Raw genomic sequence first — 24,757 nt, forward strand, 5'->3', positions numbered from 1 at the left:
TTTTATGACCAATGTTCAGAAAGGCGCACGAAATCACGTTTCATTTTCGAATGGTGAGCGATCATGCGCGAAATCAAACATTCCATATGATTTGTATGGCTAAATGATAAAAAACGAACTGTGAGGAAAAACAATGAAAACTCGCGACTCGCAAGCAAGTGACGTGATTATCATTGGCGGTGGAGCAACAGGCGCAGGGATCGCCCGCGACTGCGCGCTGCGCGGTTTACGTGTCGTTCTGGTGGAGCGGCATGATATAGCGACCGGTGCGACCGGGCGTAACCACGGGCTGCTGCACAGCGGCGCTCGTTATGCGGTTACCGACGCGGAATCCGCGCGCGAGTGCATTAGTGAAAACCAGATTTTAAAACGGATCGCCCGCCATTGCGTCGAACCGACGGATGGTCTGTTTATTACGTTGCCGGAAGATGATCTTGCGTTTCAGGCCACCTTTATTCGCGCCTGTGAAGCGGCAGGCATTCGCGCTGAAGCCATCGATCCGCAGCAGGCTCGCATCATCGAACCTTCCGTTAACCCTGCGCTCATCGGTGCGGTAAAAGTGCCGGATGGCACCGTGGACCCTTTCCGCCTTACCGCCGCCAATATGCTGGATGCCAGAGAACATGGCGCAATCGTGTTAACGGCGCATGAAGTGACCGGGCTCATTCGTGAAGGCGCAACGGTCTGCGGCGTCCATGTGCGCAACCATCTCACTGGCGAAACCCAGACGCTTCACGCGCCGGTGGTGGTCAATGCGGCAGGTATCTGGGGGCAACGGATCGCCGAATACGCCGACCTGAGTATTCGCATGTTCCCGGCGAAAGGCTCGCTGTTGATCATGGACCATCGGATCAACCAGCATGTCATTAACCGCTGCCGGAAACCATCGGATGCCGACATTCTGGTACCTGGCGATACGATTTCACTGATCGGCACCACCTCTACCCATATTGATTACAATGAGATAGACAGCAACCGCGTCACCGCAGATGAAGTCGATATCCTGCTGCGTGAAGGGGAAAAACTGGCCCCTGTCATGGCGAAGACGCGTATTCTACGCGCGTATTCCGGCGTCCGCCCGCTGGTGGCCAGCGATGACGATCCCAGTGGTCGTAACGTCAGCCGCGGTATTGTGTTGTTCGACCACGCCGAACGCGACGGGCTTGAAGGCTTTATTACCATTACCGGCGGGAAGCTAATGACTTACCGCCTGATGGCGGAATGGGCGACCGATGCCGTGTGCCGCAAGTTGGGCAATACTCGCCCCTGCATCACGGCGGATACGCCGTTGCCTGGTTCAAAAGAGTCTACGGAACATACGCTGAAACGCATTATCTCGCTTCCCGCGCCGCTACGCGGATCGGCGGTTTATCGGCATGGCGATCGCACGCCGGGGTGGCTGAGTGAAGGCCGCCAACACCGTAGCCTGGTCTGTGAATGCGAGGCCGTCACGGCGGGGGAAGTGCAGTATGCCGTCGAAAACTTAACCGTGAATAGCCTGCTGGATCTGCGCCGTCGCACCCGCGTAGGGATGGGCACTTGCCAGGGCGAACTGTGCGCCTGCCGCGCGGCCGGGCTATTGCAGCGTTTTAATGTGACGACCGCGGCGCAATCTATTACGCAACTCTCTGAATTTCTGAATGAGCGCTGGAAAGGCGTACAACCTGTCGCCTGGGGAGACGCGCTGCGCGAAAGCGAATTCACGCGCTGGGTTTATCAGGGATTATGCGGTCTGGAGAAGGAGCACCAGGATGAAATTTGATACGGTTATTATGGGCGGCGGTCTCGCCGGTTTGCTGTGCGGACTGCAACTCCAGCAGCATGGATTACGCTGCGCCATCGTCACCCGCGGACAAAGCGCGCTGCATTTTTCCTCCGGCTCGCTGGATCTGCTCAGCGCCCTGCCCGACGGCCAACCGGTGACCGACATTACCGCCGGACTTGATGCGCTGCGCCGCCAGGCGCCTGAACATCCTTATTCGCGTTTGGGCGCGCAAAAAGTCCTTATGCTGGCGCAACAGGCGCAAACGCTACTTAACGCCAGCGGCGCGCAGTTATACGGCGACGTACAGCAGGCGCACCAGCGTGTCACGCCGCTTGGCACATTGCGTTCAACCTGGCTTAGCTCGCCGGAAGTACCGGTCTGGCCGTTATCCGCACAGCGAATTTGCGTCGTCGGCGTTAGCGGATTACTGGATTTCCAGGCACACCTTGCGGCAGCGTCGCTGCGCCAACGCGACCTCAACGTGGAAACCGCAGAAATCGACCTTCCGGAACTGGACGTACTGCGTGATAACCCGACGGAATTTCGCGCGGTCAATATTGCGCGTCTGCTTGATAACGAAGAAAAATGGCCACTGCTGTACGACGCGCTGTCGCCAATAGCGACAAACTGCGACATGATCATCATGCCCGCCTGTTTCGGGCTGGCGAACGATACGCTGTGGCGCTGGCTTAACGAACGTCTGCCCTGCGCGCTCACGCTGCTGCCGACGCTGCCGCCATCGGTGCTCGGTATTCGTCTGCACAATCAGCTCCAGCGCCAGTTTGTCCGTCAGGGCGGCATCTGGATGCCGGGCGATGAAGTGAAGAAAGTCACCTGCCGTCGCGGTACCGTGAGCGAAATATGGACCCGCAACCATGCCGATATCCCACTGCGCCCGCGTTTTGCCGTACTTGCCAGCGGTAGCTTCTTTAGTAGCGGTCTGGTTGCCGAGCGCGAAGGGATCCGCGAACCTATTTTAGGGCTCGACGTACAGCAAACGGCCACCCGCGCCGAATGGTATCAACAACATTTCTTCGACCCACAGCCCTGGCAGCAGTTTGGCGTCGTGACGGATGACGCCTTCCGCCCCTCCCTTGCGGGCAACACGGTAGAAAATCTGTATGCAATAGGTTCTGTGCTGGCGGGATTCGATCCTATAGCTGAGGGATGCGGCGGCGGTGTCTGCGCAGTCAGCGCCCTTCAGGCCGCGCACCATATCGCTGAGCGTGCAGGAGAACAGCAATGAGCGACACACGTTTTGAAAGTTGTATTAAATGTACGGTGTGCACCACCGCGTGCCCGGTCAGCCGCGTTAATCCTGGCTACCCTGGCCCTAAACAGGCCGGACCGGATGGCGAGCGCCTGCGTCTGAAAGACGGCGCACTGTATGATGAGGCGCTGAAATATTGCATTAACTGCAAACGGTGTGAGGTCGCCTGTCCGTCGGACGTGAAGATTGGCGATATCATCCAGCGCGCCCGCGCGAAATACGATACGACGCGCCCGTCATTGCGTAATTTTATTCTCAGCCATACCGATCTGATGGGCAGCGTTTCAACGCCGTTCGCGCCGGTGGTCAATACCGCCACCGCATTAAAGCCAGTGCGCCAGTTGCTTGATTACGCGCTCAAAATCGATCATCGCCGCACCTTACCAAAATACTCTTTCGGCACCTTCCGCCGCTGGTATCGTAGCGTGGCGGCGCAGCAGGCTAAATACAAAGATCAGGTCGCCTTTTTCCATGGCTGTTTTGTGAATTACAACCATCCGCAGCTCGGAAAAGATCTGATTAAGGTGCTGAACGCAATGGGTACTGGCGTACAGTTACTGAGTAAAGAGAAGTGTTGCGGCGTACCGCTGATCGCTAACGGTTTTACGGATAAAGCTCGCAAACAGGCTATCAGCAATGTGGAGTCGCTACGCGAGGCGATTGCCGTCAAAGGTATTCCGGTCATCGCCACGTCATCCACCTGTACGTTTGCGTTGCGCGATGAATATCCTGAAGTGCTGGATGTGGACAACGCCGGGCTGCGCGAACATATCGAGCTGGCCACCCGCTGGCTATGGCGCAAACTGGATGCCGGGAAAACGCTGCCGCTTAATCCTTTGCCGCTGAAAGTGGTCTACCATACGCCGTGTCATATGGAAAAAATGGGCTGGACGCTTTACACGCTTGAACTGTTGCGGCAAATTCCGGGGCTTGAATTGACGGTACTTGATTCACAGTGCTGCGGCATTGCCGGTACGTATGGATTTAAAAAGGAAAACTATCCGACATCACAGTCCATCGGCGCGCCGCTGTTCCTCCAGATTGAAGAGAGCGGCGCCGACATTGTCGTCACCGATTGTGAAACCTGTAAGTGGCAAATTGAGATGTCTACAAGCAAACGCTGCGAACACCCCATTACGCTACTGGCCCAGGCGCTCGGCTAAGTAAATAGCGCCGGAGCCCCTCCGGCGCTATTACCCTACTCACCAGGGACGATTTTCCATCAGACATATACCCTTCATACTTCAAGTTGCTTATGTGTTGGCTACGGATTATTTTGGGTATAAACGCGGATGTCTCTTTGCAATAACCTGCCCTATTTGGTTAACCATGACCGCTAACCCACGGTGGCATGACAGATAACGACGTTACTGTTTATAGAGCAATATCTCTTGTATCGCCGCGTTACCAGCCTCCTTTAAAGAGGGGGATAACTGAATATCTCCAATAATAATTGAGTGTTATGTGAATAATAATAAAATCAGGTCTATGCCTGATTTAATATATCTCCCACTAACAATAATATTTTTACAAATAATTATACATGACATCATATTCGTTACTTTCACCTACTAGGAAACAGAGCAAAATGAATATATGTGTAAATTCACTTTACCGATTGAGCACACCGCAATTTCACAGTTTATATTCAGAAGATGTGAGCGATGAGGCGCTTGCGTTGTTGATTGGCGAAGTAGAGAACGGTAATCAGAATTGTATTGATCTGTTATGCAATCTTGCGTTACGCAACGATGACCTGGGACATAAAGTTGAGAAATTACTTTTTGATCTCTTTAGCGGAAAAAGATCGGGATCACCAGATATAGACAAAAAATCAATCAGGCTTGCCTTGTATTACATCAAATCGCCAATAACGATATAACAAAAAATAATACTGAGTGGAAAAAGCTACATGCCCCTTCCAGATTACTTTATATGGCCGGTTCAGCGACAACCGACCTTTCTAAAAAAATAGGAATAGCACATAAAATTATGGGCGACCAGTTCGCTCAGACAGATCAAGAACAGGTAGGAGTTGAAAATCTTTGGTGTAGTGCGCGAATGTTGTCGTCAGATGAGCTGGCAGCTGCAATGCAAGGTCTGGTTCAAGAATCACCTTTTCTCTCGGTAAACTATCCTATTGGGCTGATTCAGCCTACCACCAAAGAAAATATATTAAGCACTCAGCTACTTGAAAAGATTGCTCAATCAGGATTATCTCACAATGAAGTCTACCTGGTAAATACAGGAGATCACTGGCTTCTCTGTTTATTTTATAAACTTGCAGAAAAAATAAAATGCCTTATATTTAATACTTATTATGATTTAAATGAAAATACTAAGCAAGAGATTATAGAAGCAGCAAAAATTGCAGGCATATCAGAAAGCGATGAGGTTAATTTTATTGAAATGAATTTACAGAACAATGTACCCAACGGCTGTGGTCTATTTTGTTACCATACAATTCAACTCTTATCGAATGCCGGACAAAACGATCCTGTTACCACACTACGAGAATTTGCGGAAAAATTCTTAACGCTTTCAGTAGAAGAACAAGCACTATTTAACACCCAAACCCGGCGGCAAATATATGAATACAGTCTCCAGTAATGGTGAGTACTTAGAGCCTATCCCATTAGGCTCTTATCCTGAAATGATGCTCTGCGAAGAATTTATAAGTATATAAGGATGGGAAGGCCAGGCCTTCCCACTAAAAGTTCTATGCCGTCAATGATTCAACCACGTCTATCCAGCCATGCTCGCTGGTAATGTCCTCGCCATTAAGCCAACGGCGCAGCATATTTAGCGCCATCACCGCACAAACCTCCTGACGTATTGCCAGACTATACCGATAGGCGCTAAAACGCATGCGTAAGGCATACGTGCCATCCGGCATTTTTCTCAATAACTACGTTTTGCCGTGCTTACTGACTGAACAGATTTAAACATCGCCAACCTGCTGTCCAGCGCCTCGGTGTAGAGCATCGTATCTACCCCGACCGCGACAAAATTCGCGCCCCACGCCAGACATTTCTGCGCAATTGCCGGATCGACCGCCAAAAAACCCGCCGCTTTTCCGGCGGCGCGAATACGATAAATACACGATTCAATGATTCGCTGCACTTCCGGGTGTCCGGCATTATCGGGGTAACCCAATGAAGCAGAGAGATCTGCCGGACCGATAAAGACGCCATCAATGCCTTCAACCTCCAGAATCGCGTCAAGGTTTTCCAGCGCCACTTTGCTTTCAACCTGCACCAACAGGCAGAGCGACTCATTGGCCTGTGCCATATAGTTGTCGATTCTCCCCCAGCGCGCCGCACGCGCCACGCTCGCGCCAACGCCTCGTTGCCCCAACGGCGGGTATCGGGTAGCGGAAACGACCTGGCGCGCCTGTTCTGCGGTGTCAACCATCGGGATCAGTAGCGTTTGCGCCCCGATGTCCAGTACCTGTTTAATGAGCGCTTTACTTCCCTCGATCGGGCGAATCACCGGCTGGCTGGCGTATGGGGCGATGGCCTGTAACTGATGATACAAGTCCTGCACCGTATTAGGCGCGTGCTCGCCATCTATTAACAACCAGTCATAACCCGACGTCGCCGCAATCTCCGCCATATAAGAGGTGGTTGAACTGAGCCACAAACCAATTTGCGTATCCCCTTTACGTAATCCTTCTTTAAAAGGATTTGATAACAATGCGTTCATAGCGATCCTTACAACGTAGATAAGATTAATGATGCGTAGCGCCGGATTGCGCCACCGGACGATTAACGCTCAGCGTGAAGATAATTAATGAGCCAATGATGGCGACTCCGGCCAGCGTCAGCAGGCCCGCCGCATCGCTGGCAAACAACGTTTCCGCTTTTACGCGCAGAATTGGGGCAATAAAACCGCCCACAGCGCCAAACAGATTAACGAAACCAATTCCTGCCGCCAGAGCCGTACCGGAAAGTAGCTGCGTCGGCATGGTCCAGAATACGGGCTGAACGGCAATAAATCCTACTGCTGCAACACAGAGCGCCAGAATAGCGAGCACCGGAGAAACCAGACCTGACAGGCCAATGCCAATACCCGCAGCCAGTAACGTCACTGCCGCAACGTTACGGCGATCGCCGGTACGGTCGGAGTAGCGAGGAATAAGCCATGTGCCAAGCAAAGCCGCCACCCAGGGAACCGCTGTTACCACCGAAGCGGTAAAGCCCACTTTAGTGCCCAATAGCGCGGCAACCTGGGTCGGCAGGAAAAAGATGAGTCCGTATACCGCCACCTGAATCGTCAGATAAATAATAGCCAGTTGCCAGACGCGTCCATTACGCAGCGCATCCGCAAGCCTTGACGTGACCTTTTTCTCTTCTTCGCTCGCCAGTTGCCTGATAAGCGCGTTCTTTTCTTCCAGGCTAAGAAAACGCGCCTGCTGCGGAGTGTCATCAAGCCAGAAAAAGGTGAATATCCCTGCGCCAATCGCCAGTAGGCCTTCGATAACGAACATCCAGAACCATCCCGGGTGCCCCATAAAACCATGCATCTCCAGCAGAGCGCCGGAGAGCGGCGAACCCAACGTTAACGCCAGCGGCGCGCCCATATAAAATAGCCCCATAATGCTGGCACGGTTACGCTGCGGGAACCATTGTGAAGTTAGATAGATCATGCCGGGGAAAAATCCAGCCTCCGCCGCGCCCAATAGCGTGCGGATTATCAGAAATTTTGCTTCACTATCCGCCCAGGCCATCGCAGCAGAGAGAAAGCCCCACAGCAGGGTAGTCGTGCCGATCCAGGTTCTTGCGCCAAATTTGCGCATCAGCAGGTTAGCCGGTACGCCAAGGAAAGCGTAAACCACAAAGAAAATACCGGCCCCTAGCGCGTAGGCTTCATTACTTAGCCCGGTATCTATCTGATAGGTCTCTTTGGCAAAACCAATATTTGAACGATCCAGAAACGCCAGTACATACAGCGCCAACATAAAAGGAATTAAACGTGCGCGGTTTTTCTTCACTACGCCGTCAAGTAAAGTGATGCTCATAGCAATATCCTCAACAGGATGAGGGCGTTGCCGTACAAAGGCAACGCACGAGTTATTAGTGGCTATAAGGGCGTTTCAAGTGACAGTCACGGTTAAGCTCGACGCCGAAGCCCGGCTTATCCAGCACTGATTTATGGATGCGTCCATTCACCGGCACCGGCTCATCCAGGAGAATCGGGTCAAATTGCGGACGCAGGGTGGAGCAGTCCGGGCTGGTCATCAGGAACTCGCTGAAAGGGGTATTAGTGAAAGTAATAACTGCATGGTGCGAATAGACAGACGAACCGTGCGGCACCACCAGTTGCCCGCGCGATTTGGCAAGCGCGGCGATCTCAACCAGCGTGGTTAATCCGCCGCACCAGCCAACATCCGGCTGCATAATATCAATGCCGGTTTCTGCCAGAGTGCGGAAGGATTGCAGCGTACCATGGTGTTCGCCGCTGGTAACCATCATCCCTGCAGGCGCGTTGCGTTTTAATTCGCGATAGCCTTCATACTGCTGCGGCGGCAGACACTCTTCAATCCATTTGAGATTAAATGGCGCACAGGCGTGAGCCAGTTTAGTCGCATAGTTCACATCCTGACTCATCCAGCAGTCGAGCATCAGCCAGAAATCCGGCCCGCACTTTTCACGCATATCCGCCACCATCGCGGCATCTTTACGGATCCCCGCATCACCATCGTGCGGTCCCCAGTGAGTCGGCATTTTACCGCCGATAAAGCCCATTTCTTTAGCCAGATCCGGGCGTGCGCCGGTGGCGTAAAACTGAATTTCATCGCGCACCGCTCCGCCCAGCAATTTATAAACCGGCAGCCCAACCACCTTGCCAAACAAATCCCACAACGCCAGATCCACACAGGAAATCGTGTTCATCACCAGACCGCCGGAACCGGAGTAGTACATGGTCGCGCCGAGCATCTGATCGTGAATAAGTTTGATATCGCTTACGCATTTGCCTTCAATAAACCGGTTAAGATGTTTTTCTACGATAAAACAGCCCATCTCCCCTGCTGTCGAAACGGCGAACCCCGTCTGCCCATTTTCCGCCTCTACTTCGACAATCAGCGTCCCTAACACGTTGATCCCAAAAGACTGACGAGACTGCTCATAGTCGCGATATTTGCTCATGGGAGTGGCGATATGGTCATCAATCCAGTGATTTCCTCCCTGGTCGTGATAATCCCCGCCGCCAGCCCCTTTCTCTGCGGTAGCGCCCCCAATAAACCAGGCTCGAACGTGTTTAATTTTAGGAAGAGTCATAATATTCTCCATTTTAAGATGCGAGTGAGTCGAAGGGACTTTTCCATCCCAACAGGCGTGAAATATCTTTGGCACAGGCAATAGCTTTACCGGCCAAATAATCTAGATTCTCTTCGTTGATTTGCAGGCGCGTGCCGACCACTGAAATTGCCGCGGTCAGTTCGTTTCTGGCATTAAATACCGGTGCGGCAACGCAGCGGACATCCGGATAATCCTCCCCGTTATCAAAGCTCCATCCTCGCTGGCGAATGCGTTCCAGCTCATCATTCAATTGTTGCGGCTCGATGATGGTGGTCAGCGTGGCTCGCTCCCATACCAGTTGTTCAATAATGGCTTTGCGTACGGCGGCCGGCTGCCATGCCAGCAGGCATTTGCCGATGCCGGAACGATAAAGAGAGAGGCTTTTCCCCTCATGCGAGCGCACGCTGATAGTGGATGAGGATTCCACTTTCAGTATGTAATACGCATTTTCGTGGTCGATGATCCCCAAGTGACACAGCAGCCCGGTTTCATCCATCAGTTGTGTTAGACGAGGACGCGCCAGCTCCCGCAGATCCATCTTGCTGAGCGCATGACCCGACAATTCAACGAGCTTAGTCCACAGGCAGTAGTTATCCTGATGATCGAGGCTAATAAATCGCTGACGTTTTAATTCATTCAACAGCAGGTACGCGGTGCTTTTTGGAATACGCAGCGTTTCAATAATGATTGCCGCGCTGCATGGGCCAATACGCGCGATCAAATTGAGGATGTCGATTGCGCGAGTAAGAGCCGGGACTTTACTTGATTCCAACATATTGGACTCCAGTCTGAGACACTGGAATCAGTGTGAAAGGTCAGTAGGGAAAAAATTGTGAAGCGTGTCAAAGCTTATCCGCCTTCCAACGGAGTGGAAGGGTTAACCATATAAATGTGAATTAACGCACGTATTACTTTGTATTCAGTACAATTGGCTGGACAAAAAAGCAGATGATATTGCCGGATAATGGCATAGCGGCCTTATCCGGCTCACGATGTCGTTCCCATCGCAGATAAGAGAAAGGGATTATGATGTCAATGATTCAACCACGTCTATCCAGCCATGCTCGCTGGTAATGTCCTCGCCATTAAGCCAGCGGCGCAGCATATTTAGCGCCATCATCGCGCAGACCTCCTGACGTATTGCCAAGCTATACCGATTGGCGCTAAAACGCACGCGTAAGGCATACGTGCCATCCGGCGTCGCCAGCGCGAAATTAAGATGTTCGTTTTCCAGCCCCGACACGGCCAGCGCCAGACCGGCATAATGATTGCTGCGCCGTTCTGTCGTCCAGTGCGCCGTTTGCGCCAGCGTCTCTTCCTGAGAAGGAACGACTTCGCTGGCAAGAACAGGCGCCCCGGCGCGGGAAAGCTGTAGCGCCAGTAAGCCGCTGGTGTATTGCTCGCTCAACGTCAGACTCAACTGCCTTTCCTGCAGGCGGCGGGCTATTTGCGCCGGCAGGTTTTCCGTACCTTCAAAAATCAGGTTCTGCCCGGCAACCCGTTTGACCTCTGGCCATAACGCCAGCATCGCCTCCCGTTGCGTAGCCGGGCCGGTCAATTTCAGTTCAATGATCGGCATTGATGAGCGATACCCCATCGTCACGCCGGACGGCAACGGCAGTGAATCGAGACGCTGCGCGAGGTCACTTTCTGAACGTCCAAAAGTCGTTAACCGCAGGCAAAGCGGCGGCTCCGGCAGCGAAAAACGCGCGCGTAACCGCGGTAAGATTTCCTTCTCCACCATAACCTTAAATTCAGACGGTACGCCGGGGGTGAAAAACATCAGGCAGCGGTTGAGCTGTAGCGCAAATCCACAGGCAGTGCCGACCGGATTATTAATAAACTCCGCGCTGGCAGGCAGTTCCGCCTGTTTACGGTTGCTCGGCGCCATCACGCGGCCACGCTGCTGAAAGTAGCGTTCCATTTCGGTCAGCCACGCCTGGTGCAGTACTAATCCTTCGCCTTTTGCCGTTGCCGCGGCGAGCGCGCTTAAATCATCGCTGGTCGGCCCTAACCCGCCATTAACAATCAAAACATCAGCATGTTGACTGCGTTCACGCAAGATAGCGACCAGACTGTCCAGATTATCGCCTACCGTATTTCGCCGTGATAACGGAACGCCCTGATGAAAGAAAAAATCAGCCAGCCAGGCGGCATTGGTGTCAACGATTTGTCCGTGCAACACCTCATCCCCGGTGGATAGCATTTCCACATTTAGCATTGTGTTCTCCTGCTCTTATGATGAAAACACTATAACGCAAAGAGGAATAGGACGTGGAAAGAAGAATGACGGGAAAAGGAGGAATATGGCGCGACGATTGCCGCGCCGTTAGCATCAAAAGCTGGCGTTTACGCCAACATAAGGGCCGTCAGCAATCGCATTATCGCGGTTGCCGTCTTTACCCGCCAGGTTCAGGTAACGATAACCGGCTTCAATGCTCAGCGGGCGCATAATGGTGAAACGCGCGCCTGCATTCGCTTCTTCATAACTGTCGATACCGCTGGACAGCGAATCTGGTGAATAATAATACTCGCCGAACAGACGGAAGCTGTTGCCGATTTTCCATTGTAGCCCACCGCCGACAGCCGCCGCATAGCCTTCATCGCTGTCTTTCGGATTGGTATAAATACCTTTACCGCCGACCGTCGCCAGCAGCGGCCCCACCGGAATGTTCAGCCCCAGACCCACGCCCGCAGCATCGCCATCATCATCGTTGTGCATCCAGTTGCCGCTTAGCGCCAGTCCCGTCGATTCCGTACCAAAACCCACGCCAATGTTGGTGTAATCTTCGCCCGCCTGGCCGCTAATACTGATGGCCTGCGCCGATGCAGAAACGAACAGCATTCCGGCAAAACCTAATAATATGCTTTTTTTCATTTTTACCCTTTCCAGCAAGCACATAAAGAAAAACTCCCCAAAACGGCAGAATTGTACTGCCAGACGCTGAGGAATCAATGCACTAAGAAACCATTCCAAAAACATATTGTAACGAAATACTACTTTCGCCATGACGCATCATTGCGCCATCACATGGCGACGCCTGCATCAACAAAATTAACAAAAAACGCAGTCTGCGTTATCGCTTCCATTTTTCACAAAGAATTTCGCAGAATGATTTGTTAAGCTGATGGCCTGGTGGTTTAAGGAAGCGACTTATGCGTCAACGAACTATAGTTTGCCCATTAATTCAAAATGATGGCTGTTATCTGCTGTGCAAAATGGCCGACAACCGCGGCGTCTTTCCCGGTCAGTGGGCGCTGTCGGGCGGCGGGGTCGAGCCAGGCGAACGCATTGAAGAGGCGCTGCGTCGGGAGATTCGGGAGGAACTCGGCGAACAACTGATTCTGAGCGATATTACGCCGTGGACCTTCCGCGACGATATCCGCATTAAAACCTACGCTGATGGCAGACAAGAAGAGATTTATATGATTTATCTCATCTTCGACTGTGTTTCCGCTAACCGCGATATATGTATTAACGACGAATTTCAGGACTACGCCTGGGTCAAGCCAGAAGAACTGGCGCTGTATGATTTGAATGTAGCGACACGCCACACATTAGCATTGAAAGGGTTATTATAATGACGACAGCCGCTTCAGGCTGTCTTTACGCTTTTAACATGCGGCTAGCCGGGAACAAATTCACCATCTAAAAAGAGTTTTCCGTTTTCCGCATGCATAACGAGCGCATTAAGATAGTCCGGATCAAACTTTACGCCGCGCTTATTTTTTGCAATATACGTCAAACAATGATTATGGGTAAAAATGACTATATTTTTATTCTGCGACTTTTTCAGTAACGTATTGATTGAAGCATAAATACCGCTGCCGCAATCCATCATTTTTTTATCCACCGTAAGCGACCTGCCCGCAGAAAACCAGGTTGCCGACTGGATGGTGCGCACCGTATTACTGGAATAGAGATTGTAATTTTGTATATCGGCACTGAAGGCTTTACCCAGCGCTCTGGCATCTTGCGCACCCTTGACCGTAATCCCCGTGCTGTCTGACAGGCAGGTATTATCGGAACGATCGCACCGCTCGGCATGGCGGAATAACACGACTACCGGATGCTGCTTCGCCAGCGCCGCCAGCGCTTTACCGTTAATCTGCGGTAGACCGTTACCGCTCCAGGCATGTTGTGAGGCCAACCCAGCGATAATAACCAACGCCCCCGCCAGAATCGCGAAATAGCGTTTGTTTTTAATAAAGCGTAGGGTAAATGCCAGCACATTAACCTCTCAGGCAGACAGTGCAGCTAACTTAATAGCAATACAATTAAAATGAAATTCCGCGACGGAAGACCAGGCCAGAAACATAAAAACAGCTTTTGGGCATGCATAAAATGCCTTAAACTTTCGGCGAAAGCAAAGCATAATTCCGTTAAAAATTATCTTTTTACTTCACCTTAATTTCTTAATGTTAATTTAATCTTCATCCAGTAGGGTTCAGCTAAATGCGTTAAAAAATAAGCCCTTTTCTATTGCCGAAATATTTGAAAAGCGGCTTTCAATGGCTGAAGGAAAAATGATGTCGGACTTTTTGCCTTTCTCCCGTCCGGCGATGGGCGCGGAAGAGCTCGCTGCCGTTAAGACCGTACTGGACTCAGGTTGGATAACAACCGGCCCGAAAAATCAGGAACTGGAAGCGGCATTTTGTCGGCTAACAGGCAATCAATATGCCGTTGCCGTCAGTTCAGCCACTGCCGGTATGCACATCGCGTTGATGGCGCTGGGCATTGGTGAAGGCGACGAGGTCATTACACCGTCAATGACGTGGGTTTCTACGCTAAATATGATCGTTTTACTCGGCGCGACCCCCGTCATGGTCGATGTCGATCGCGATACGCTGATGGTCACGCCTGAACATATCGAAGCCGCGATTACGCCACAAACCAAAGCAATTATCCCCGTCCACTACGCTGGCGCGCCCGCCGATCTGGACGCTATTTACGCTCTTGGCGAGCGTTATGGCATCCCGGTGATTGAAGACGCGGCGCACGCGACAGGAACCAGCTACAAAGGTCGCCACATTGGCGCCCGGGGCACCGCGATTTTCTCCTTCCACGCCATTAAGAACATTACCTGCGCTGAAGGCGGTATCGTCGTCACGGATAACCCGCAATTCGCCGATAAACTGCGCAGTCTCAAGTTTCACGGGCTTGGCGTTGATGCCTGGGATCGACAGAGCGGAGGACGCGCGCCACAAGCGGAAGTCCTGGCGCCGGGCTACAAATATAATTTGCCCGACCTCAACGCCGCTATCGCGCTTGCTCAGTTACAGAAACTGGATGCGCTTAACGCTCGCCGCGCCGCCATCGCAGCGCAGTACCACCAGGCAATGGCAGACCTGCCTTTTCAGCCTCTGAGCCTTCCGTCGTGGGAACATATTCACGCCTGGCATTTATTCATTATCCGGGTCGATGAAGCCCGCTGCGGTATTACCCGGGATGCTCTGATGGCATCGCTGAAAACGAAAGGCATCGGCCCAGGGCTGCATTTCCGCGCCGCGCATACGCAAAAATATTATCGCGAACGTTTCCCAACGCTCACGCTGCCTGACACCGAGTGGAACAGCGAGCGGATCTGCTCATTGCCGCTCTTTCCGGACATGACCGAGAGTGACTTTGATCGGGTCATTACCGCCCTTCATCAGATAGCAGGACAATAAGCATGTTTGACGCCGCCCCCATAAAAAAAGTCTCGGTGGTTATTCCTGTCTATAACGAACAGGAAAGCCTGCCGGAATTGATAAGACGCACCACCACCGCCTGCGAGAGTCTGGGCAAAGCGTGGGAGATTTTATTGATAGATGATGGTAGCAGCGATAGCTCGGCGGAGCTGATGGTTAAGGCGTCCCAGGAGGCCGATAGCCATATCATCTCTATTTTACTCAACCGTAACTACGGTCAACATGCAGCGATTATGGCGGGGTTTAGCCATGTAAGCGGCGATCTTATCATTACGCTGGATGCCGATCTGCAAAACCCGCCGGAAGAGATCCCGCGCCTGGTGGCGAAAGCCGATGAAGGGTTCGATGTGGTAGGCACCGTGCGCCAGAACCGACAGGACAGCCTGTTTCGCAAATCGGCGTCAAAAATCATTAATCTACTGATCCAGCGCACAACGGGCAAAGCGATGGGCGATTACGGCTGCATGTTACGCGCCTATCGCCGCCCTATTATCGATACTATGTTGCGCTGCCATGAACGCAGCACCTTTATCCCTATTCTGGCCAACATTTTCGCTCGTCGGGCTACCGAGATCCCGGTGCATCACGCTGAACGTGAATTTGGCGACTCTAAATACAGTTTTATGCGTCTCATTAACCTGATGTATGACCTGGTGACCTGCCTGACGACGACGCCGCTGCGCCTGTTGAGCCTGCTGGGCAGCGTTATCGCCATCGGCGGGTTTAGCCTGTCGGTATTGCTTATTGTACTTCGCCTGGCGCTGGGGCCGCAGTGGGCGGCGGAAGGCGTATTTATGCTCTTTGCCGTCCTGTTTACCTTCATCGGCGCGCAATTCATCGGTATGGGGCTGCTGGGCGAATACATTGGTCGCATTTATAACGATGTCCGCGCCCGCCCCCGCTATTTTGTTCAACAAGTTATCTACCCGGAAAGCACGTCGTTTACTGAGGAAAGTCACCAATGAAAGCCGTTATTTTTGCCTATCACGATATGGGATGTCAGGGCGTGCAGGCCGTACTGGATGCCGGGTATGAGATTGCCGCGATTTTTACTCATGCCGACAATCCTGCGGAAAACACCTTTTTTGGCTCCGTCTCCCGGCTGGCGGCAGGATTAGGGATTCCGGTTTATGCGCCGGATAACGTAAATCATCCTATCTGGGTCGACCGCATCGCTGAGCTTGCGCCGGATATTATTTTTTCGTTCTATTACCGCAACCTGTTAAGCGAAGAAATTCTGCACCTCGCCCCGGCTGGCGCGTTCAATCTGCACGGTTCTCTATTGCCTGCCTATCGTGGCCGTGCGCCGCTAAACTGGGTTCTGGTTAACGGCGAAAGCGAAACGGGCGTAACGCTGCATCGTATGGTCAAACGTGCCGACGCCGGAGAGATTGTCGCCAGTCAACGCGTTGCTATTGCGCAGGACGATGTTGCGCTTACCCTGCATCATAAGCTATGTCAGGCCGCGCGCCAGTTGCTTAATAGCATCCTGCCCACCATGAAATGCGGCGATATACCTTCTGTTCCCCAGCGTGAGTCTGACGCTACATATTATGGTCGCCGCAGGCCGGAAGATGGCCTTATCGACTGGCACAAACCGGTTTCCACGGTGCATAACCTGGTGCGGGCGGTAGCCGCCCCCTGGCCCGGCGCGTTCAGCTATAACGGCTCGCAAAAATTCACTATCTGGTCTTCCCGAATTTGTCCGGATGCGCAGGGCGCGCTTCCCGGCTCGGTAATTTCGGTCTCTCCGCTGCGGGTCGCCTGCGCCGATGGCGCGCTGGAGATTATTACCGGCCAGGCCGGAGACGGCATTACTGTACAGGGCTCGCAGCTTGCACAGACGCTTGGTCTGGTGGCGGGCGCGCGTTTGAACCGTCCACCAGCGACCAGCGGTAAACGTCGCATTCGCGTTCTCATCCTCGGCGTCAACGGTTTTATCGGCAATCATTTGACCGAACGGTTACTGAATGAAGAGAATTACGAGGTCTACGGTATGGATATCGGCAGCAACGCCATTAGCCGATTCCTGCTCCACCCACGCTTTCATTTCGTGGAGGGAGATATCAGCATCCACTCAGAATGGATCGAATATCATGTCAAAAAATGCGATGTCGTACTGCCGCTGGTAGCAATTGCAACCCCGATTGAATACACCCGCAACCCGCTGCGCGTCTTTGAACTTGATTTTGAAGAAAACCTGCGGATTATCCGTTATTGCGTGAAATACCGTAAACGCGTGGTTTTCCCGTCTACCTCTGAAGTGTACGGCATGTGTACGGACGCCTCTTTTGACGAAGACAAATCGAATCTGATCGTCGGGCCGGTGAATAAGCCGCGCTGGATTTACTCCGTTTCCAAACAGCTTCTCGACCGGGTGATTTGGGCTTATGGCGAAAAAGAGGGATTGCGCTTCACGCTTTTCCGTCCCTTTAACTGGATGGGGCCGCGGCTGGATAGCCTGAACGCGGCGCGTATCGGCAGTTCACGCGCGATAACGCAGTTGATTCTGAACCTGGTAGAAGGAACGCCGATCAAGCTTATCGACGGTGGTCAGCAGAAGCGCTGTTTTACCGATATTCGCGATGGGATCGAAGCATTATTCCGCATTATTGTGAATGATGGCGATCGGTGCGATGGCAAAATCATTAATATCGGCAATCCTGACAACGAAGCCAGTATTCAGGAACTGGCGACGCTGTTGCTCGACAGTTTTGATAAGCATCCGCTGCGCTGCCATTTCCCACCATTTGCCGGTTTCCAGGTCGTCGAAAGCCGTAGTTATTACGGCAAGGGTTATCAGGATGTCGCACACCGGAAACCCAGTATCGACAATGCCAGGCGCTGTCTGGGCTGGGAGCCGTCTATTGCGATGCGTGATACGGTTGAAGAAACGCTGGACTTCTTTCTGCGCAGCGTAGATGTCGCGGAACGCGCATCATGACGAAAGTCGGTTTACGCATTGATGTTGATACCTTGCGAGGAACGCGTGAAGGTGTTCCCCGGCTGCTGGCGACATTGCATCGCCACGGCGTTCAGGCCAGCTTTTTCTTCAGCGTCGGGCCAGACAATATGGGACGCCATCTTTGGCGTCTGATAAAACCGCGATTTTTATGGAAAATGCTACGTTCAAACGCCGCCTCGCTCTACGGTTGGGATATCCTGCTGGCCGGCACCGCCTGGCCGGGAAAAAATATCGGCAACGCTAATGCCGGGATTATTCGTGAAACGGCAACATACCATGAGACGGGACTACATGCCTGGGATCACCATGCGTGGCAGACTCACAGCGGCCACTGGAGTATCCGCCAGCTTGAAGAAGATATTGCGCGCGGCATAACGGCGCTTGAGGCCATTATCGGAAAACCCGTCACCTGCTCAGCCGCGGCCGGCTGGCGAGCGGATGGGCGCGTTGTTCGTGCGAAAGAACCGTTCAACCTGAGGTATAACAGCGACTGCCGTGGAACCACCTTATTCCGTCCGCTACTGATGCCGGGCCAGACAGGGACGCCGCAAATCCCGGTCACCTTACCCACGTGGGATGAGGTTATCGGCCCCGCCGTTCAGGCGCAGTCGTTCAATACCTGGATTATTTCCCGTATGTTGCAGGACAAAGGCACGCCGGTATATACCATCCATGCGGAAGTCGAAGGTATTGTCCATCAGCCGCTGTTTGAAGATTTGCTCGTTCGTGCACGCGATGCGGGGATCACCTTTTGCCCTCTGGGCGAACTGCTGCCGGCATCGCCTGAGTCTCTGCCGTTGGGGCAAATTGTACGTGGACACATCCCTGGCCGTGAAGGTTGGCTGGGGTGTCAACAGGCAGCGAGCGCCTCATGATGAAATCGATACGCTATTATCTGGCTTTCGCCGCATTTATCGCGCTCTACTATGTTATTCCTGTCAATAGCCGCCTGCTCTGGCAGCCGGATGAAACGCGCTATGCCGAAATAAGTCGGGAGATGCTGGCGTCTGGCGACTGGATCGTGCCGCATTTTCTGGGATTACGTTATGTTGAAAAACCGATAGCCGGTTACTGGATAAACAGTCTGGGTCAGTGGCTTTTTGGCGCTACCAATTTTGGCGTGCGGGCTGGCGCTATTTTGACGACATTACTGGCCGCAGCGCTGGTGGCGTGGCTGACGTTCCGCTTATGGTGGGATAAACGTACCGCGTTGCTCGCCTCCGTTATCTTTCTCTCCCTCTTTGCCGTTTACAGTATCGGGACGTATGCGGTACTCGACCCGATGATCGCCCTTTGGCTTACGGCCGGGATGTGTTGTTTCTGGCAGGGGATGCAGGCCACGACCCGAATGGGCAAGATTGGGATGTTTTTGCTACTGGGCGCAACCTGCGGTCTGGGTGTATTAACTAAAGGCTTCCTCGCCCTGGCCGTACCGGTGGTGAGCGTGTTGCCGTGGGTCATTGTTCAGAAACGCTGGAAGGACTTTTTGCTTTACGGCTGGCTGGCGGTCTTGAGCTGCTTTGTGGTTGTCCTTCCCTGGGCGATCGCCATTGCGCGACGCGAAGCCGATTTCTGGCATTACTTTTTCTGGGTGGAACATATCCAGCGATTCGCCATGAGCGATGCCCAGCATAAAGCCCCTTTCTGGTACTATCTGCCGGTACTGCTCGCGGGAAGTTTACCGTGGCTGGGGTTACTGCCTGGCGCGCTTAAACTGGGCTGGCGCGAGCGAAACGGCGCATTCTATTTGCTCGGATGGACGATCATGCCGCTTCTCTTTTTCAGCATTGCGAAAGGGAAACTGCCCACCTATGTTCTTTCCTGTTTCGCACCGATAGCGATACTCATGGCGCGCTTCGTCCTGCATAACGTAAAAGAAGGCGTCGCCGCGCTGCGTGTCAACGGCAGGATCAACCTGGTGTTCGGGTTAGTCGGGATCGTCGCAGCGTTTGTCGTCTCCTCATGGGGCCCGCTGAAATCGCCGGTGTGGACGCATATCGAAACTTATAAAGTTTTTTGCGTCTGGGGCGTCTTTACTGTTTGGGCGTTTGTGGGCTGGTATAGCCTCTGTCATAGCCAAAAATACCTATTACCCGCGTTTTGTCCGCTGGGACTGGCGCTGCTGTTCGGCTTTTCCATCCCCGACAGGGTGACGGAGTCCAAACAGCCCCAGTTTTTTGTCGAAATGACCCAGGCGCCTTTGGCATCAAGCCGCTATATTCTTGCCGACAACGTGGGCGTCGCCGCCGGGCTGGCCTGGAGTCTGAAACGAGACGATATTATGCTCTACGGACACGCGGGCGAACTCAGGTATGGCCTTAGCTATCCTGATGTGCAGGATAAATTCGTTAAAGCCGACGATTTTAACGCCTGGCTCAACCAGCATCGTCAGGAGGGCATTATTACGCTAGTACTTTCAATAGCCAAAGATGAAAACATCAGCGCTCTTTCCCTTCCCCCTGCGGACAATATTGATTATCAGGGGCGTCTGGTGTTAATTCAGTATCGGCCTAAATGATCGGCGTCGTTCTGGTGCTTGCCAGTCTGCTCAGCGTTGGCGGTCAGCTCTGCCAGAAGCAAGCGACACGGCCATTGACGACGGGCGGACGCCGCCGCCACCTGATGCTGTGGCTGGGCCTGGCGCTGATATGCATGGGCGCAGCGATGGTGCTGTGGCTGCTGGTGCTACAAACCCTGCCGGTGGGAATTGCTTACCCGATGTTGAGTCTGAATTTTGTCTGGGTCACGCTGGCGGCCTGGAAAATCTGGCATGAACAGGTTCCGCCCCGCCACTGGTTGGGCGTCGCATTGATTATCAGCGGCATTATCATTCTGGGGAGTGCGGCATAATGGGCGTAATGTGGGGACTGATAAGCGTTGCGATTGCCTCCCTCGCCCAGTTGAGTCTGGGATTCGCCATGATGCGGCTGCCATCGATAGCGCATCCGCTGGCGTTTATTTCCGGGCTGGGCGCTCTTAATACCGCGACCCTGGCGCTATTCGCCGGTTTGGCGGGGTATCTGGTTTCCGTCTTCTGCTGGCATAAAACATTACACACGCTCGCGCTCAGCAAAGCCTATGCGCTGCTGAGTCTCAGCTATGTGCTTGTCTGGGTAGCCTCAATGCTGTTACCCGGTTTGCAAGGCGCTTTCAGCCTAAAAGCGATGCTCGGCGTATTATGTATTATGGCGGGGGTAATGCTGATTTTTCTGCCCGCCAGATCATGATGGCTTGCGCGTCAACCGCTGCCATTCGTCGCAGGAATAACAGCGTGCATCAACGATTTTTAAGGTCTGGTGTTTTTCCCGATTAATACAATACTGCGCATCCTGTAAAGGCGACAGGATATCGCCGGGACTCAGTAATATCATGGAATTCGCCTCGGCGATCATTTTTAGCGAACCGCCGCTATCGCACAGCACCAGAACATGGCACGCCCTCTTTTTGACATAATGCGATTTCTTAACCAACCATTCCATAGCGCCCCCGTTTCACGCTGATTGTTCATAACACGTTACACATCAACGGATAAACAAAACGGCAATAGCGATGGAATGGTTGTATATTAACCTAACATTAATTTTTACAGATCTTACACACCCACTGCTGGAGCGCACGGCGAGATATTTTAATCCCTCCGTTTTTCAGTTCTGACGGCAGCGTCAACCAGCGAACCGGCTGTTGAAAACGCGCCAGCTTATCGCGAACCCATTCAGCGAGGTTCACGTCTCCGGCCTGCGATGCATACTCCACAACCGCAACGGGACGATGGCCAAACTCTTTATCTTCTACCGGCACGACAAAGGCTTGTTGCACCAGCGGATGCGCGTTAATAACGCGTTCGACTTCCTCCGGCTGAATGCCTTCGCCGCCGCTAAAGAACAGGTTGTCCAGCCGCCCGGCGATGGTTAGCCTGCCGTGGTTCAGCTCGCCGCGATCGCGCGTGGCAAACCAGCCTTCGTCATTAACCAGCGGGATCAGTTTGCCATCACGCCAGTAACCTTCCGCCATACTGGCGGCGCGCAGCCAGACTTCATTATCGACGATTCTGATCTCTCTGCCGGGAAGCGGCGCGCCAATATCATCCGAACCATCGGCCTCTTTGGCGCATACCGTAGACGCGAACTCCGTGAGCCCATACCCGCACCAGCAGCGAATCCCTTGTTTGCTGGCCTGGTCGGTGAGTTCAACCGGAATCACCGCGCCGCCGAGCAAAACGGCTTTCAGCGTCACCGCCGCCCGATTCGCCAGCAACCGCCATAGCTGCGTCGGCACCAGCGAAGCATGAGTACACCCTGCCAGCATCTGCTCCAGCGGTTGCTTATCGCGTACCGTCATGCGCGCCCCGGCGAAGAGCCAACGCCACATAATACCCTGCCCGGATACATGAAACAGCGGCAGCGATAGCAGCCAGTCATCCTGAGGGCCAAACGGCATTAGCGAAAGCACCCCCTGCGCGCTGGCAAGATGCGCCTGGCACGTATGTACAGCCGCTTTTGGCAATCCTGTGGAACCCGATGTCAGCGTCATGGAAACCAGACGCTGCGGTTGCCAGTCCACAGCATACGCCGCTGTGCTCTTTTGTATCTGCAACGCGGTTAATCCGGAAAACGCGTTTTCGCCTTCCAGTGTCAGCGCAAAACGCAGCGTTAACTTCGGCACCAGCGCCTCCAGCAACGTCTGGGGCAACTGCGGATTGACGGGCAGAACCCGCGCGCCGCACTGCATCAGCGCAAGCCATGCCAACAGAGTGCGCGGCTGATTCCCGGCGCGCAGCAGGACACCGTCGCCCTCGCGTACGCCCTGCGCGGCAAACCCGCCCGCCAGCGCATCAATACGCTCACAGAGGGCGCGCCAGCTTAGCACTTCATCGTTCAGGCACAGAGCGGGCGCCTGGCTGCGAACCTGACGCCAGTGGCGCCACGGCCAGTCCGTGAATGTCATAACAGTCGTTCCAGCTCCTCACGCTTCAGACAAGGCAACGCGCTACCGGGCCAGGGGCGAATCTGTTGCGCCTGCATCAGATGCAAGGTATCCAGTCCGGGCAGCGTTCCCGGCGTCAACCAGGCGGCAATCCGCGCCAGTTGCGTCAGGCCGAGGCTGGACTCGATCGAAGAGCTGATAACCACCGTCAGTCCCAACGCATGGGCGGCAGCGACTTGCTCACGCACTTTATCAAGCGATCCGGTCAGAGTAGGTTTGATAACCACAGCCTTGACGCCCTCTTCGGCTTCAAAGGTGAAATCCGCTTCGCGCAGACTTTCGTCCCAGGCAATCGCGATGCCGGTTTCACGGGCAAAGGCGCGGGAATCATCCCACGTCTTACACGGTTCTTCGAGAAAGGCGATACGAGCGCGGTAGTCTGGATTAACATACTTTGCGAACTGTTGGGCTTTTAGCGGCGTCCAGGCGCGATTCGCATCCAGACGCAGATGCAGATCCGGGATCGCCTCCAGCAGCAAATTAACCACCATGCCGTCGCGTACCGCTTCATAGAGACCTACTTTGACCTTAGCGATTTTCTCGCTGGGCATATCGGCAAGCCGCAGCACCAAATCGTCAGGATCGCCAGTGCATAACGGCGCAGCGCGATAGTCCGCCGCCTCCGGCAAGACGCCAGTCAGTTCCGCCAGCGCGCAGCTTGCGCCAAACGCGACCGAAGGCATCTCGGGTAATCCCTCGCTCCCCTGAAGCCAGTCGTTCACCCACGTCAGAAGCGCCGTCTGCGCCTCTTCCCACGTTTCCTGACTGAACCCCGGCAGCGGGGAGATCTCTCCCCACCCTTCACGCTCGCCGTCACGCAGACAAACATACAGCCCGTCGCGAGTTTTTAACCGCCTGTCGCGCAGAACCACCCCCGCGTCCATGGGGATCTGCCAGCGGTATACCTGCGCGCTACGCATTATGGGTTCCGTTTGAATTTGCTGAAGTCAGGCTGACGCTTCTGGTTAAAGGCGTTACGGCCTTCCTGCCCTTCTTCCGTCATGTAGAACAGCATGGTAGCGTTGCCCGCCAGCTCCTGCAGCCCGGCCTGACCGTCACAATCGGCATTCAGCGCCGCTTTCAGGCAACGCAGCGCCATCGGACTGTTTTGCAACATTTCGCGGCACCAGCGCACGGTCTCTTTTTCCAGATCCGCCAGCGGCACAACGGTGTTAACCAGCCCCATGTCCAGCGCCTGTTGCGCATCGTACTGGCGGCACAGGAACCAGATTTCACGCGCTTTCTTCTGACCAACGATACGCGCCATATACGAAGCGCCCCAGCCGCCGTCAAAGGAGCCAACTTTCGGACCAGTCTGGCCGAAGATGGCGTTTTCCGCCGCGATGGTCAGGTCACACATCATGTGCAGCACATGGCCACCGCCGATGGAATATCCCGCGACCATCGCGACAACCGGTTTTGGACAGGTGCGAATCTGGCGCTGGAAATCCAGCACGTTCAGGTGATGCACGCCGGAGTCATCCTGATAACCGCCGTAATCGCCGCGCACCTTCTGGTCGCCGCCCGCGCAAAACGCTTTATCGCCTTCGCCGGTCAGAATAATCACGCCCACGTTGTCGTCGTAACGGGCATCCGCCAGCGCCTGAATCATCTCTTTGACGGTCAACGGACGAAATGCATTGCGCACCTGCGGACGATTAATAGTGATTTTTGCAATACCGTCGGTGGATTTTTCATAACGAATGTCGGTGTAACCCTCCGAGCAGTCGTGCCATTCTACCGGTGCGTAAAGCATTGTTTCATCAGGATAGATCATAGTG

The 24,757-nt window shown here is 53.7% G+C and carries 23 protein-coding genes and 1 pseudogene; 12 read left to right on the plus strand and 12 right to left on the minus strand.

Annotated features, from left to right (window positions below; genetic code table 11):
• Positions 1-133 precede the first annotated feature (133 nt).
• The 4 genes and pseudogenes from glpA to sseL all read left to right on the plus strand — a co-directional run bounded on the left by glpA (position 134) and on the right by sseL (position 5,645).
• Positions 134-1,762 carry an anaerobic glycerol-3-phosphate dehydrogenase subunit A gene (gene glpA, locus ACFK9X_RS16125; protein WP_000857218.1) on the plus strand — a complete coding sequence of 543 codons (1,629 nt, stop codon included), beginning with the start codon at positions 134-136 and terminating at the stop codon, positions 1,760-1,762.
• On the plus strand, positions 1,752-3,011 hold the full coding sequence (glpB, locus tag ACFK9X_RS16130) for a glycerol-3-phosphate dehydrogenase subunit GlpB (protein WP_000667148.1): 1,260 nt from the start codon (positions 1,752-1,754) through the stop codon (positions 3,009-3,011). Before glpA ends, glpB begins: the two co-directional genes overlap by 11 nt.
• A complete protein-coding gene (glpC, locus tag ACFK9X_RS16135; protein WP_151117022.1) occupies positions 3,008-4,198 on the plus strand; it encodes an anaerobic glycerol-3-phosphate dehydrogenase subunit GlpC in 1,191 nt (396 codons plus the stop codon). Before glpB ends, glpC begins: the two co-directional genes overlap by 4 nt.
• A 425-nt stretch (positions 4,199-4,623) precedes the next feature.
• Positions 4,624-5,645: pseudogene (sseL, locus tag ACFK9X_RS16140) on the plus strand (SPI-2 type III secretion system effector deubiquitinase SseL).
• 109 nt (positions 5,646-5,754) lie between these two features.
• Here sseL and ACFK9X_RS16145 read toward each other — a convergent pair.
• From ACFK9X_RS16145 to ACFK9X_RS16175, 7 genes are all read right to left on the minus strand, one after another.
• Entirely contained in the window at positions 5,755-5,931 is a 177-nt protein-coding gene (locus tag ACFK9X_RS16145; protein WP_001112763.1) for a hypothetical protein, read from the minus strand.
• A 5-nt stretch (positions 5,932-5,936) separates the two neighbouring features.
• Complete coding sequence (gene yfaU, locus ACFK9X_RS16150; RefSeq protein WP_080153152.1) at positions 5,937-6,740, minus strand: 2-keto-3-deoxy-L-rhamnonate aldolase; 804 nt, start codon at positions 6,738-6,740, stop codon at positions 5,937-5,939.
• A gap of 25 nt (positions 6,741-6,765) precedes the next feature.
• Complete coding sequence (locus ACFK9X_RS16155; protein ID WP_151117024.1) at positions 6,766-8,055, minus strand: MFS transporter; 1,290 nt, start codon at positions 8,053-8,055, stop codon at positions 6,766-6,768.
• A 55-nt stretch (positions 8,056-8,110) separates the two neighbouring features.
• Positions 8,111-9,316: an L-rhamnonate dehydratase gene (rhmD, locus tag ACFK9X_RS16160; RefSeq protein WP_001530644.1), complete on the minus strand. Its 1,206-nt coding sequence runs from the start codon at positions 9,314-9,316 to the stop codon at positions 8,111-8,113.
• Positions 9,317-9,329: 13 nt separating this feature from the next.
• The gene (locus tag ACFK9X_RS16165) at positions 9,330-10,112 is read right to left on the minus strand and encodes an IclR family transcriptional regulator (protein WP_151117026.1); all 783 of its coding nucleotides are present in this window, start codon (positions 10,110-10,112) and stop codon (positions 9,330-9,332) included.
• A 249-nt stretch (positions 10,113-10,361) separates the two neighbouring features.
• Positions 10,362-11,558, minus strand: a complete 1,197-nt coding sequence (locus tag ACFK9X_RS16170) for a nicotinamide mononucleotide deamidase-related protein YfaY (protein WP_151117028.1) — start codon at positions 11,556-11,558, stop codon at positions 10,362-10,364.
• A 114-nt stretch (positions 11,559-11,672) separates the two neighbouring features.
• Positions 11,673-12,215 (minus strand): YfaZ family protein, encoded by a 543-nt coding sequence (locus tag ACFK9X_RS16175; RefSeq protein ID WP_001670658.1) that lies wholly within the window; start codon positions 12,213-12,215, stop codon positions 11,673-11,675.
• Positions 12,216-12,493: 278 nt separating this feature from the next.
• Between ACFK9X_RS16175 and nudI the strand changes: the two genes are divergently transcribed.
• Positions 12,494-12,919, plus strand: coding sequence for a nucleoside triphosphatase NudI (nudI, locus tag ACFK9X_RS16180; protein WP_001249900.1), 426 nt, complete (start codon positions 12,494-12,496; stop codon positions 12,917-12,919).
• A gap of 44 nt (positions 12,920-12,963) precedes the next feature.
• Here the strand turns inward: nudI and pmrG are convergent, their stop codons facing one another.
• Positions 12,964-13,569 carry a lipopolysaccharide core heptose(II)-phosphate phosphatase PmrG gene (pmrG, locus tag ACFK9X_RS16185; protein WP_023218090.1) on the minus strand — a complete coding sequence of 202 codons (606 nt, stop codon included), beginning with the start codon at positions 13,567-13,569 and terminating at the stop codon, positions 12,964-12,966.
• A 298-nt stretch (positions 13,570-13,867) separates the two neighbouring features.
• On the opposite strand from pmrG, the gene arnB reads away from it, so the two are divergent.
• From arnB to arnF, 7 genes are read left to right on the plus strand one after another with little or no spacing between them, the layout of a single operon-like run.
• A complete protein-coding gene (gene arnB / locus ACFK9X_RS16190; RefSeq protein WP_151117957.1) occupies positions 13,868-15,007 on the plus strand; it encodes a UDP-4-amino-4-deoxy-L-arabinose aminotransferase in 1,140 nt (379 codons plus the stop codon).
• Positions 15,008-15,009: 2 nt separating this feature from the next.
• Positions 15,010-15,993, plus strand: coding sequence for an undecaprenyl-phosphate 4-deoxy-4-formamido-L-arabinose transferase (gene arnC / locus ACFK9X_RS16195; protein WP_000458894.1), 984 nt, complete (start codon positions 15,010-15,012; stop codon positions 15,991-15,993).
• Positions 15,990-17,972: a bifunctional UDP-4-amino-4-deoxy-L-arabinose formyltransferase/UDP-glucuronic acid oxidase ArnA gene (gene arnA, locus ACFK9X_RS16200; RefSeq protein ID WP_001749045.1), complete on the plus strand. Its 1,983-nt coding sequence runs from the start codon at positions 15,990-15,992 to the stop codon at positions 17,970-17,972. Before arnC ends, arnA begins: the two co-directional genes overlap by 4 nt.
• Positions 17,969-18,868 (plus strand): 4-deoxy-4-formamido-L-arabinose-phosphoundecaprenol deformylase, encoded by a 900-nt coding sequence (arnD, locus tag ACFK9X_RS16205; RefSeq protein ID WP_000169758.1) that lies wholly within the window; start codon positions 17,969-17,971, stop codon positions 18,866-18,868. Before arnA ends, arnD begins: the two co-directional genes overlap by 4 nt.
• The gene (gene arnT, locus ACFK9X_RS16210; RefSeq protein WP_151117030.1) at positions 18,865-20,511 is read left to right on the plus strand and encodes a lipid IV(A) 4-amino-4-deoxy-L-arabinosyltransferase; all 1,647 of its coding nucleotides are present in this window, start codon (positions 18,865-18,867) and stop codon (positions 20,509-20,511) included. Before arnD ends, arnT begins: the two co-directional genes overlap by 4 nt.
• On the plus strand, positions 20,508-20,843 hold the full coding sequence (arnE, locus tag ACFK9X_RS16215) for a 4-amino-4-deoxy-L-arabinose-phosphoundecaprenol flippase subunit ArnE (RefSeq protein WP_000580688.1): 336 nt from the start codon (positions 20,508-20,510) through the stop codon (positions 20,841-20,843). The genes arnT and arnE overlap by 4 nt, the downstream gene beginning before the upstream one ends.
• Positions 20,843-21,220 carry a 4-amino-4-deoxy-L-arabinose-phosphoundecaprenol flippase subunit ArnF gene (gene arnF / locus ACFK9X_RS16220; protein WP_151117032.1) on the plus strand — a complete coding sequence of 126 codons (378 nt, stop codon included), beginning with the start codon at positions 20,843-20,845 and terminating at the stop codon, positions 21,218-21,220. Before arnE ends, arnF begins: the two co-directional genes overlap by 1 nt.
• Here arnF and pmrD read toward each other — a convergent pair.
• From pmrD to menB, 4 genes are all read right to left on the minus strand, one after another.
• Positions 21,215-21,472: a signal transduction protein PmrD gene (gene pmrD, locus ACFK9X_RS16225; RefSeq protein WP_000455132.1), complete on the minus strand. Its 258-nt coding sequence runs from the start codon at positions 21,470-21,472 to the stop codon at positions 21,215-21,217. The genes arnF and pmrD overlap by 6 nt on opposite strands.
• Before the next feature lie 97 nt (positions 21,473-21,569).
• Positions 21,570-22,937, minus strand: a complete 1,368-nt coding sequence (gene menE, locus ACFK9X_RS16230) for an o-succinylbenzoate--CoA ligase (RefSeq protein ID WP_151117034.1) — start codon at positions 22,935-22,937, stop codon at positions 21,570-21,572.
• Positions 22,934-23,896, minus strand: a complete 963-nt coding sequence (gene menC / locus ACFK9X_RS16235; protein WP_151117036.1) for an o-succinylbenzoate synthase — start codon at positions 23,894-23,896, stop codon at positions 22,934-22,936. Before menC ends, menE begins: the two co-directional genes overlap by 4 nt.
• Positions 23,896-24,753 (minus strand): 1,4-dihydroxy-2-naphthoyl-CoA synthase, encoded by an 858-nt coding sequence (gene menB, locus ACFK9X_RS16240; protein WP_000640013.1) that lies wholly within the window; start codon positions 24,751-24,753, stop codon positions 23,896-23,898. The genes menC and menB overlap by 1 nt, the downstream gene beginning before the upstream one ends.
• Positions 24,754-24,757: the final 4 nt, after the last annotated feature.

It is taken from the genome of Salmonella sp. WC3 (assembly GCF_042932255.1).
Taxonomy (GTDB): domain Bacteria; phylum Pseudomonadota; class Gammaproteobacteria; order Enterobacterales; family Enterobacteriaceae; genus Salmonella; species Salmonella enterica.

Excerpts from the sequence above, each read along its gene's own strand:
- menC (WP_151117036.1), bottom strand. The coding sequence starts at position 23,896 with ATGCGTAGCGCGCAGGTATACCGCTGGCAGATCCCCATGGACGCGGGG.
- rhmD (WP_001530644.1), bottom strand. The coding sequence starts at position 9,316 with ATGACTCTTCCTAAAATTAAACACGTTCGAGCCTGGTTTATTGGGGGC.
- ACFK9X_RS16170 (WP_151117028.1), bottom strand. The coding sequence starts at position 11,558 with ATGCTAAATGTGGAAATGCTATCCACCGGGGATGAGGTGTTGCACGGA.
- pmrD (WP_000455132.1), bottom strand. The coding sequence starts at position 21,472 with ATGGAATGGTTGGTTAAGAAATCGCATTATGTCAAAAAGAGGGCGTGC.
- arnF (WP_151117032.1), top strand. The coding sequence starts at position 20,843 with ATGGGCGTAATGTGGGGACTGATAAGCGTTGCGATTGCCTCCCTCGCC.
- arnD (WP_000169758.1), top strand. The coding sequence starts at position 17,969 with ATGACGAAAGTCGGTTTACGCATTGATGTTGATACCTTGCGAGGAACG.
- ACFK9X_RS16155 (WP_151117024.1), bottom strand. The coding sequence starts at position 8,055 with ATGAGCATCACTTTACTTGACGGCGTAGTGAAGAAAAACCGCGCACGT.
- nudI (WP_001249900.1), top strand. The coding sequence starts at position 12,494 with ATGCGTCAACGAACTATAGTTTGCCCATTAATTCAAAATGATGGCTGT.
- glpA (WP_000857218.1), top strand. The coding sequence starts at position 134 with ATGAAAACTCGCGACTCGCAAGCAAGTGACGTGATTATCATTGGCGGT.
- arnB (WP_151117957.1), top strand. The coding sequence starts at position 13,868 with ATGTCGGACTTTTTGCCTTTCTCCCGTCCGGCGATGGGCGCGGAAGAG.
- menE (WP_151117034.1), bottom strand. The coding sequence starts at position 22,937 with ATGACATTCACGGACTGGCCGTGGCGCCACTGGCGTCAGGTTCGCAGC.
- ACFK9X_RS16175 (WP_001670658.1), bottom strand. The coding sequence starts at position 12,215 with ATGAAAAAAAGCATATTATTAGGTTTTGCCGGAATGCTGTTCGTTTCT.
- ACFK9X_RS16165 (WP_151117026.1), bottom strand. The coding sequence starts at position 10,112 with ATGTTGGAATCAAGTAAAGTCCCGGCTCTTACTCGCGCAATCGACATC.
- arnA (WP_001749045.1), top strand. The coding sequence starts at position 15,990 with ATGAAAGCCGTTATTTTTGCCTATCACGATATGGGATGTCAGGGCGTG.
- arnT (WP_151117030.1), top strand. The coding sequence starts at position 18,865 with ATGATGAAATCGATACGCTATTATCTGGCTTTCGCCGCATTTATCGCG.
- arnE (WP_000580688.1), top strand. The coding sequence starts at position 20,508 with ATGATCGGCGTCGTTCTGGTGCTTGCCAGTCTGCTCAGCGTTGGCGGT.
- arnC (WP_000458894.1), top strand. The coding sequence starts at position 15,010 with ATGTTTGACGCCGCCCCCATAAAAAAAGTCTCGGTGGTTATTCCTGTC.
- glpB (WP_000667148.1), top strand. The coding sequence starts at position 1,752 with ATGAAATTTGATACGGTTATTATGGGCGGCGGTCTCGCCGGTTTGCTG.
- ACFK9X_RS16145 (WP_001112763.1), bottom strand. The coding sequence starts at position 5,931 with ATGCCGGATGGCACGTATGCCTTACGCATGCGTTTTAGCGCCTATCGG.
- yfaU (WP_080153152.1), bottom strand. The coding sequence starts at position 6,740 with ATGAACGCATTGTTATCAAATCCTTTTAAAGAAGGATTACGTAAAGGG.
- glpC (WP_151117022.1), top strand. The coding sequence starts at position 3,008 with ATGAGCGACACACGTTTTGAAAGTTGTATTAAATGTACGGTGTGCACC.
- menB (WP_000640013.1), bottom strand. The coding sequence starts at position 24,753 with ATGATCTATCCTGATGAAACAATGCTTTACGCACCGGTAGAATGGCAC.